We start from the raw sequence: 8,459 nt of genomic DNA on the forward strand, positions 1-8,459 counted from the left end.
CTTTCCGGGCGGAGGAACCACTAATCTTATTTATCAATGGAATACCGTATTGAGAAAGATACCATGGGCGAAGTGCAGGTGCCCGCTCATGTGTATTGGGGTGCGCAAACCCAGCGTTCCATCCTGAACTTTCCCATTGCTCAGGATATCAATAAGATGCCGAAGGAGATCATTCAGGCGTTTGCTTACCTGAAGAAGGCCGCGGCCATTACCAATTTCGAGCTTGGCGTATTGCCGGCAGAAAAAAAGGAGCTGATCGGCCGGGTTGCCGATGAAATCCTGGCGCGCGAGCTGGATGACCAGTTTCCCCTGGTGGTTTGGCAGACGGGTTCAGGTACCCAGTCAAACATGAACGTCAATGAGGTGATTGCCTACCGGGCACACGTTCTCAACGGCGGTTCCCTGCTCGACAAGCAGAAGTTCGTGCATCCGAACGACGACGTGAACAAGTCTCAGTCGTCCAACGATACCTTCCCGACGGCGATGCACATCGCAGCCTACAAAATCCTGGCAGAAGTAACGATTCCAGGAATCGAAAAGCTGCGGGATACTCTCCAGGCTAAATCGGAAGCCTTCAAAAACGTCGTCAAAATCGGTCGTACCCACTTCATGGATGCCACGCCCCTGACCCTCGGGCAGGAGTTTTCGGGCTACGTAGCGCAGCTGAATTTTGGGTTGAAAGCGATCCGTAACTCCCTGGCCCACCTGTCGGAACTGGCGCTCGGCGGCACAGCGGTAGGGACGGGTATCAATACGCCGGACGGCTACTCCGAACTGGTTGCGAAACATATTGCCGACCTGACGGGCCTTCCGTTTGTGACGGCTGAAAATAAATTTGAAGCCCTCGCAGCGCACGATGCCATCGTCGAAGCGCACGGCGCGCTGAAGACGGTAGCTGTCAGCCTGATGAAAATCGGAAACGACATCCGGATGCTTTCTTCCGGTCCGCGTGCCGGTATCGGGGAAATCTTCATCCCTGACAACGAGCCGGGCAGTTCCATCATGCCGGGCAAAGTAAACCCGACCCAATGCGAAGCGATGACGATGGTCGCGGCGCAGGTACTCGGAAACGACGTGGCGATCAACATCGGCGGCGCGAACGGCCATTTTGAGCTGAACGTCTTCAAGCCGGTGATGATTTACAACTTCCTGCATTCGGCCCGCCTCATCGGCGACGTCTGCGTGGCGTTTAACGACAAGTGCGCAGTAGGTATCGAGCCGCTGTACGATAATATCAAGAAGCACGTCAACAACTCCCTGATGCTGGTGACGGCCCTGAATACGAAAATCGGTTACTACAAAGCAGCCGAAATCGCTCAGACTGCCCACAAAAACGGCTCTACGCTCAAGGAAACCGCGGTTGCCCTCGGCTACCTGACGCCGGAAGAGTTTGACGAATGGGTGAAACCGGAAAACATGGTCGGAAAGATCTGATCTGACATATCCAACGAGTATCGAGCGCCGGGAAACACTCCCGGCGCTCGTCGTTTTCACGAGGGTGTACGCCGCCGCAGGCATCCGCGATACGGGTTTTCCTGAGTACCTTTACTTTTCGCTCTATACTTTCTCCAATATGGTTAAACATTTCATTCTTGCTTTATCGCTGGTACTGCTCGCCCCGGTATCCTTTGCGCAATCGAAAAAGTACGTCGTCATCGGCTATGTCACCGGAAACGGCTGGAACAAGGCCGACCTGGAAAAGGACGCCAACAAGATGACGCACATCAACTATGCCTTCGCCGTGCCTGCTGCCAACGGCGAACTGGCCCCTCTCGGCAAAAAAGATACCCTCACGCTGAGAGCGCTCCATGAACTCCGCAAAATCAACAAAGACCTCAAACTCCTGATTTCCATCGGAGGCTGGGGCGGCTGCAAGTACTTCTCGGATGTATCGCTCACCGAACCCGCCCGGCAGAAGTTCGCGAAGAGCGCAATGGCCCTCGTCAATGAATTTCACCTCGATGGTATCGATATCGATTGGGAATACCCGGATCAGATCGGCGACGGCAATATCTTCCGGAAAGAAGACAAGCAGAACTATACGCTGCTCCTGAAAACCCTGCGCGAGCACCTGGATGCCCAGGGAAAGAAGGATAACCGACTGAAAACGAACAAGTACCTGCTGACGTCGGCAACCGGCGGCGATACGGCGTTTGTCCACCATACCGAGCTGGGCAAGGCGGCGCGCTACCTCGATTATGTCAACATCATGACGTATGACCTGTATCATGGTAACGACAAGGCGACCGGCCACCATAGTCCGCTCTACCAGTCAAAGCTGAGCAACCGCTCGCGCAATAGCTCCGACGACGCCGTCATGGGCCACGTGAAAGCCGGCGTACCTATCGGAAAAATCGTCCTGGGCGTACCCTTCTACGGACGGGGCTGGACAAATGTGAAGGACGTCAACCACGGCCTCTTTCAACCGCAGGAAAACGGCAAACATTATTTCATCGGCTATACCGAGCTGCAGGAAAAGTATATCAATAAAAACGGCTTTACCCGGTACTGGGACGAGGAAGCGAAGATTCCCTACCTCTGGAATCCCCAAAGCCGTACCTTCTTCTCGTATGCCGATGAAGAATCGATGAAATACAAAATGGAGTATATCAAAAAGAAAGGCCTCGCCGGCGTGATGTTCTGGGAGTACTTCCTGGACCTTCCCGGAAAGAAACTGCTGAACGCCGTCGACGCACTCCGCAAATAAGGTCTTCCGGCAGACTACAGCGTATCCCGCAGTCTGCCGGATTTTTTCCATCAACAACTAGTACGAATGAAACTGATCCTCCCGCTGATGCTGACGGCTACCGTCGCGCTGGGGCAAACGGACAACCCGTTCTTCAGTGCCTATAATACGCCCTACGGCGTTCCTCCCTTTGACAAAATCAAGACGGCACATTTCACTCCTGCCTTTGAGGAAGGGATGAAACAGGAATCGGCTGCGATTCAGGCGCTCGTCCGCCGCCGGGATACCCCGACGTTTGAGAATACCATTCTGGCGCTCGAACACAGCGGCGACCTGCTTGACCGCGTCAGTACCGTCTTTTTCAACCTGAATTCGGCCAATACGAACGACGAACTTCAGGGCATTGCCCGGTCGCTGGCTCCGAAATTATCGAAGCACCGGGACGATATACAGTTGAATCCCCTGCTGTTTCAACGGGTGAAGGCCGTTTATGACCGTCGGAAGGAGCTGAAACTGACGACCGAGCAACAGACCCTGCTCGAAAAAGTTTACCGGAATTTTGTGCGAAGCGGCGCTGCTCTCCCGGCTGAAAAACAGGATCGTCTCCGGCAGATCAACCAGGAATCTTCCCTGCTGACCCTCCAGTACGGGCAGAACCTGCTGGCTGAAAACAATGCCTATACGCTGGTCGTCGATAAAAAAGAAGATCTCTCCGGGCTGCCGGCTTCGCTGGTAGCTGCTGCTGCGGAAGACGCTGCGAAGCGAAATCTTACCGGAAAATGGGTATTTACCCTTCAGAATCCGAGTGTAATGCCCTTCCTGCAATATGCGGACAACCGCACCCTGCGGGAAAAACTGTTCAAGGCATACATCGAACGCGCGAATCACAACGACAAGACCGATAACAAGGAATTGCTGAAGAAGATCGTCGCCCTCCGTGCCGAACGTGCCCGTTTGCTCGGTTACGAAAATCATGCGGTGTATGTCCTCCAGGAAAGCATGGCCCAAACGCCGGCAAAGGTGAACGAGCTCCTCAACCAGTTGTGGTCGGCGACGGTCCCCGTCACCAAACGCGAAGCGGCTGATCTTCAGGCAATGATGGATAAGGAAGGGAAAAGCCAGAAACTGGAAGGCTGGGACTGGCGGTACTATGCCGAGAAGCTGCGCAAGGAAAAATACAACCTGGATGAAGAAGAACTCCGTCCGTATTTCTCCCTCGAAAATGTGAAGCAGGGCATTTTTACGCTCTGCGCACGTCTTTACGGGTTGAAGTTTGTTCCGAAGCCCGAAATTCCGGTGTATCACCCGGAAGCAATGGCTTATGAAGTAACGGAAGAGAACGGCAAGCACATCGGGATTATGTACATGGACTTTTTCCCGCGGGCGAGCAAGCGCGGCGGCGCCTGGATGACCAGCTACCGCAAGCAGGAAATCCGGGACGGCAAGGAAATCGCTCCGGTGGTGTCCATCGTATGCAACTTTTCCAAACCCTCCGGAAACCAACCGGCATTGCTGAATCTCGATGAAACCCGGACGTTCTTCCACGAATTCGGCCATGCGTTGCACGGACTTCTCTCGCATGTGACCTATGGCAGCCTGTCGGGGACCTCGGTTCCCCGGGATTTCGTTGAATTACCCTCGCAGATCATGGAAAACTGGGCGACAGAGCCGGAAGTCATGAAATTATATGCGAAGCACTACCAGACGGGCGAAGTAATTCCGGAGGCGCTTGTCGACAAAATGAAGAAGAGCAGCCTGTTTAACCAGGGCTTTCTGACGACGGAATACCTCGCTGCATCCCTGCTCGACATGGATTATCATACCCTGTCGCCGGAAAAGGCGCCGTCTGACGTAGCTGCTTTTGAGCAGGAATCCATGAGCCGGATCGGCCTGATTCCGCAGATTCCGCCGCGGTACCGGAGTACTTATTTCCAGCATATCTTCTCGGGCGGATATTCGGCCGGATACTATAGTTATATCTGGTCGGCGGTACTGGATGCCGATGCGTTCGAAGTATTCAAACAAAAAGGCCTGTTTGATAAGAAATCAGCCGAATCGTTCCGGAAAAACGTACTCGAGCGCGGCGGCACCGATGAGCCGATGAAACTCTACCGGCGTTTCCGGGGAGCTGAACCGGATATCGAGCCGCTGCTCCGTCGGCGTGGTCTGACGCAGAAGCTGTAGAGGCAAAGAGCATGGGGCAGAGGGCAAGGGGCCAAATCCACCCCTTGCCCTCTGCCCCATGCCCTTTGCGGTTATCAAAAATTGACTATCTTAGCTTGAAATAGCAATAAAATGCCCCCGAAAGGAAGCAGGACAAGGCCATGAAATGGACATTCATCATACAACAGAAAATGAAAGCCGCGCTGGCGCTGGGAAGTATTATGCTTCTGATTGTGCTCAGTAATTTCGTTTCGCGCGGAAACCTCCGGGGAGTAGGCGATGCCTTTGTTTCGATGTACCAGGATCGGCTGATTCCGGCGGTGGACCTGATTTACCTGACCGATCACCTGTACAGCAAGCGGCTATTGGTCGAAAAAACGATTCTTTCGGGGGACAGCCCGGCGTCTGCGGCGTTGCAGTCGACCGTCGCTGCCCATAACCAAAGCCTGGATTCCCTCCTGGCAGCTTTTGCTAAAACGAAGCTTGTAGACCAGGAAAGCAAGACACTTTCAGCACTGAAGTTACAACTCGCGGAGTACAACCGTCTGGAAACCCGTATTCTGGCCCTCTCGTCGGGTGGTTCTCAGGAGGAAGCCCGTGCCCTGTTTGACGGCGTTGCGGCCGGTTCTTTCCGGGAAACCCTGCAGAGTCTCAGCGCCCTGACCGAGATTCAATCGAAAGTAGGAAAGGAACTGATCAAGAGTTCCAACGGCGAAGTGGCGCAGATGAAGTCCCTGGCGATGGCGCAGATGGCGCTGGCGGTTATCGTCGCGCTGGTGATTTTTGCATTGATTTACAGCTCGTCGGCTTTTATACAGCCGAAATCGAATTCCTTTCATTTAAACTGACAGGGGAACTTTCACTTGTCGGGAAGACTTTCTCCCGAAACAGGTTTCTTCCCGATGACAAAACGAGAATGGCTGGCACTTCCGGCCCGCTTCGGCCTGGATGGGTTTATTCTGGCTTTATTAGGAATGATCGGCCTGGCCTGGATCTGGCCGGAGGGAGGGCTCGGAGACGGCCCTTTTTCGCTTTCAACCCTGGCTAATTATGGCGTATCCCTTATCTTCTTCTTTTATGGACTGCGGCTGAACAAGGCCAAGCTTCGGGCAGGGCTGAGTAACTGGCGGTTGCACTTGGTCGTCCATGCGAGTACCTTCCTGCTGTTTCCGTTACTGGTTATTCCGTTAAAAGCCTTGCTGCAAACTCCTGATACACAGCTGATCTGGTTGGGTGTTTTCTTTTTGTCAACACTCCCGTCCACCGTTTCTTCGTCTGTCGTCATGGTATCCATCGCGGAGGGAAATATACCGGCGGCGATTTTCAATGCCAGTATTTCGAGTATCATCGGCGTATTTGTAACGCCGGTCTGGATGCAGCTGGCCAATGTGGAAGGCGGCAGCGGAAGCAGTGCCCACCTGCTCGATGTGATGCAGAAACTCACGCTCCAGGTACTGGTGCCGGTTGTGGCAGGTATTCTGCTCAACCGGTATGGCGGCGCCTATGCAGAGAAAAACAAAAAGTATTTACGCTATTTTGATCAGACAACGATACTGGTCATTGTCTATACGGCTTTCTGTGAATCCTTTGAAAAGCATTTGTTTGCAAGCCTGGGTTTCGGAAGTCTGCTAGTACTGGGAGGAGGAATGGTTTCCCTGTTTTTTGCTGCGTTCTGGATGATTACTATGGTTTGTAACCTGCTGGGATTCAATCGGGAAGACAGGATTACAGCCGTTTTTTGCGGTTCGAAGAAATCCCTCATCCATGGAACGGTCATGTCGAAGGTACTTTTCGCGGGAAGTCCGGCGTTGGGTATTCTGCTGTTGCCGCTGATGATGTACCATGCTCTTCAATTGATTATTGCAAGTATTCTCGCAAGGCAAATGGCGGCTCGCAGCACACTGACGCCTACACCCGCCGGGAAGTAGGAAATGGAAAGAGAATAAGTACTTTTGCCAGGCAGCGTTTTGCACATTCCCCTATGAAAATCAGGAAGAAACCCATGATGGTTGGTTTGATAGTGCTTTTTGTGATCGCCGTGGCAACGGCGGTAGTGTTGAACTTGCCGACGTTTGGCGCTTCGGCGACAGGCAGCCGCCTCGAACGCATTCAGCATTCTCCTCATTATAAGGATGGGGCTTTTGAATATCCGATTCCGACGCCGACGATGGATCCGGCGTTTTCTTTCTGGAAATTGCTCAGGGCGTATATGAATCCGCTGCCGGGGCAGTCGCCCGCGCAACCCCTGCCTGTGGAAAAAACAGATCTGAAAGTATTAAAAGGAAGTGAGCCGTTACTGGTGTGGTTCGGTCACTCTTCCTATTTCCTGCGGATCAATGGAAAGAATATATTGATCGATCCCGTGTTCTGCGAGCGGCCGTCTCCTTTTCAGTTTATCGGTTCGAAGCGGTATCCGGGCACGGAAGTATACTCGGCAGATGATTTTCCGGAACTGGATGCGGTCATCCTTACGCACGATCATTACGATCACCTCGATTATGAGGCGATCACGCGCTTGATTCCGAAGACCCGCCATTTTCATGCTGCCCTGGGGGTAGGTGCCCATCTGGAGCGCTGGGGGGCAAGCCCCGGTGCTATTACGGAGTATGATTGGGGTGATCGGGGCACAATCGGTACAGACATAGAACTGATCGCTACCCCCGCGCGGCATTTTTCGGGTCGCGGGTTCGGCCGGAATAAAACACTGTGGACGTCTTTCGTTTTCCGGACGAATGATCTGAAGTTGTTTTTGGGAGGAGATTCCGGGTTTGGCCCGCACTTTAAAGAGATTGGCGAGAAGTATGGTCCGTTTGATCTCGCATTATTGGAATGCGGACAGTACAATGAAATGTGGCCGCGCATCCATATGATGCCGGAAGAAACAGCGCAGGCGGCGGTAGAACTCAAGGCCCGCACGCTCATGCCGGTGCACTGGGCGAAGTTTACCCTGGGGCTGCACCCCTGGAAGGAGCCGATTGAGCGGGTCGTAAAAAAGGCAGGAGAACTTCATCTTCCATTAATGACGCCGCGGATCGGCCAGGTGGTGATGTTGAAGGATACGCTTTTGCCGACCGAACATTGGTGGGCGCCGTTAAAGTAGAGAGAATTTAGGGTTCCGGTTTTCGTTTTGGAGGCCGGTTTTTAGCCAAAACGGGCTGAGGTGTATCAAAACCACAGTCCGTTTCTGTTTTTTACGGGAAGGGGCTCTATTTTTTTTCGAGGTATAAGCTCCTGAGGGGTAAGGAGTTAAGGGATTAGAATGGATAGTAAGAAAAATAGTTTGGTAAAAGTGTTGACAAGAGGGGGTAAAAAGCTGCATCTTTGCACTCCCAAACGACGGGAAGAGGGAATGTAAGCTGGTGTAAGTAATTGAGGGAGAGGGAGTTAGGAAAAATAAATTTAAAATTTTTCTTGACAATGGGGTGTTAAAATGACTAGTTTTGCAACCCGGTTAAGGGAAGAAAGGAAAAGGGAGTGGGGTTGAGGCGAGGGCGAAAAAAAACTTTCAAAAATTCTTGACAAGCGGCTTTCGAAGTAGTAACTTTGCAGCCCGGTTTGAAAGAAAGACCAAAAAAAGAAAACGGAAAAGCGGAATTTGGCTTTGAAGTTT

6 protein-coding genes are annotated in these 8,459 nt (G+C 52.7%); all 6 read left to right on the top strand.

Going from position 1 to position 8,459, the window contains the following annotated elements:
- Positions 1-36: 36 nt before the first annotated feature.
- On the top strand, positions 37-1,434 hold the full coding sequence (gene fumC / locus BLR09_RS10425; RefSeq protein WP_093201335.1) for a class II fumarate hydratase: 1,398 nt from the start codon (positions 37-39) through the stop codon (positions 1,432-1,434).
- 139 nt (positions 1,435-1,573) lie between these two features.
- Positions 1,574-2,707, top strand: coding sequence for a glycoside hydrolase family 18 protein (locus BLR09_RS10430; RefSeq protein ID WP_093201477.1), 1,134 nt, complete (start codon positions 1,574-1,576; stop codon positions 2,705-2,707).
- 66 nt (positions 2,708-2,773) lie between these two features.
- Complete coding sequence (locus BLR09_RS10435; RefSeq protein ID WP_093201337.1) at positions 2,774-4,870, top strand: M3 family metallopeptidase; 2,097 nt, start codon at positions 2,774-2,776, stop codon at positions 4,868-4,870.
- Between the two features lie 140 nt (positions 4,871-5,010).
- Positions 5,011-5,697 carry an MCP four helix bundle domain-containing protein gene (locus tag BLR09_RS10440; protein WP_093201339.1) on the top strand — a complete coding sequence of 229 codons (687 nt, stop codon included), beginning with the start codon at positions 5,011-5,013 and terminating at the stop codon, positions 5,695-5,697.
- A gap of 54 nt (positions 5,698-5,751) precedes the next feature.
- A complete protein-coding gene (locus tag BLR09_RS10445; RefSeq protein WP_093201342.1) occupies positions 5,752-6,777 on the top strand; it encodes a bile acid:sodium symporter family protein in 1,026 nt (341 codons plus the stop codon).
- A gap of 53 nt (positions 6,778-6,830) precedes the next feature.
- The gene (locus tag BLR09_RS10450) at positions 6,831-7,949 is read left to right on the top strand and encodes an MBL fold metallo-hydrolase (RefSeq protein ID WP_093201344.1); all 1,119 of its coding nucleotides are present in this window, start codon (positions 6,831-6,833) and stop codon (positions 7,947-7,949) included.
- The last annotated feature ends 510 nt before the right edge of the window (positions 7,950-8,459 follow it).

The organism is Siphonobacter aquaeclarae (assembly GCF_900103285.1).
GTDB classification, from domain to species: domain Bacteria; phylum Bacteroidota; class Bacteroidia; order Cytophagales; family Spirosomataceae; genus Siphonobacter; species Siphonobacter aquaeclarae.

Bases quoted from the DNA above. Each gene is read 5' to 3' on its own strand.
- BLR09_RS10445 (WP_093201342.1), top strand. From the start codon at position 5,752: ATGACAAAACGAGAATGGCTGGCACTTCCGGCCCGCTTCGGCCTGGAT.
- BLR09_RS10440 (WP_093201339.1), top strand. From the start codon at position 5,011: ATGAAATGGACATTCATCATACAACAGAAAATGAAAGCCGCGCTGGCG.
- BLR09_RS10450 (WP_093201344.1), top strand. From the start codon at position 6,831: ATGAAAATCAGGAAGAAACCCATGATGGTTGGTTTGATAGTGCTTTTT.
- BLR09_RS10430 (WP_093201477.1), top strand. From the start codon at position 1,574: ATGGTTAAACATTTCATTCTTGCTTTATCGCTGGTACTGCTCGCCCCG.
- BLR09_RS10435 (WP_093201337.1), top strand. From the start codon at position 2,774: ATGAAACTGATCCTCCCGCTGATGCTGACGGCTACCGTCGCGCTGGGG.
- fumC (WP_093201335.1), top strand. From the start codon at position 37: ATGGAATACCGTATTGAGAAAGATACCATGGGCGAAGTGCAGGTGCCC.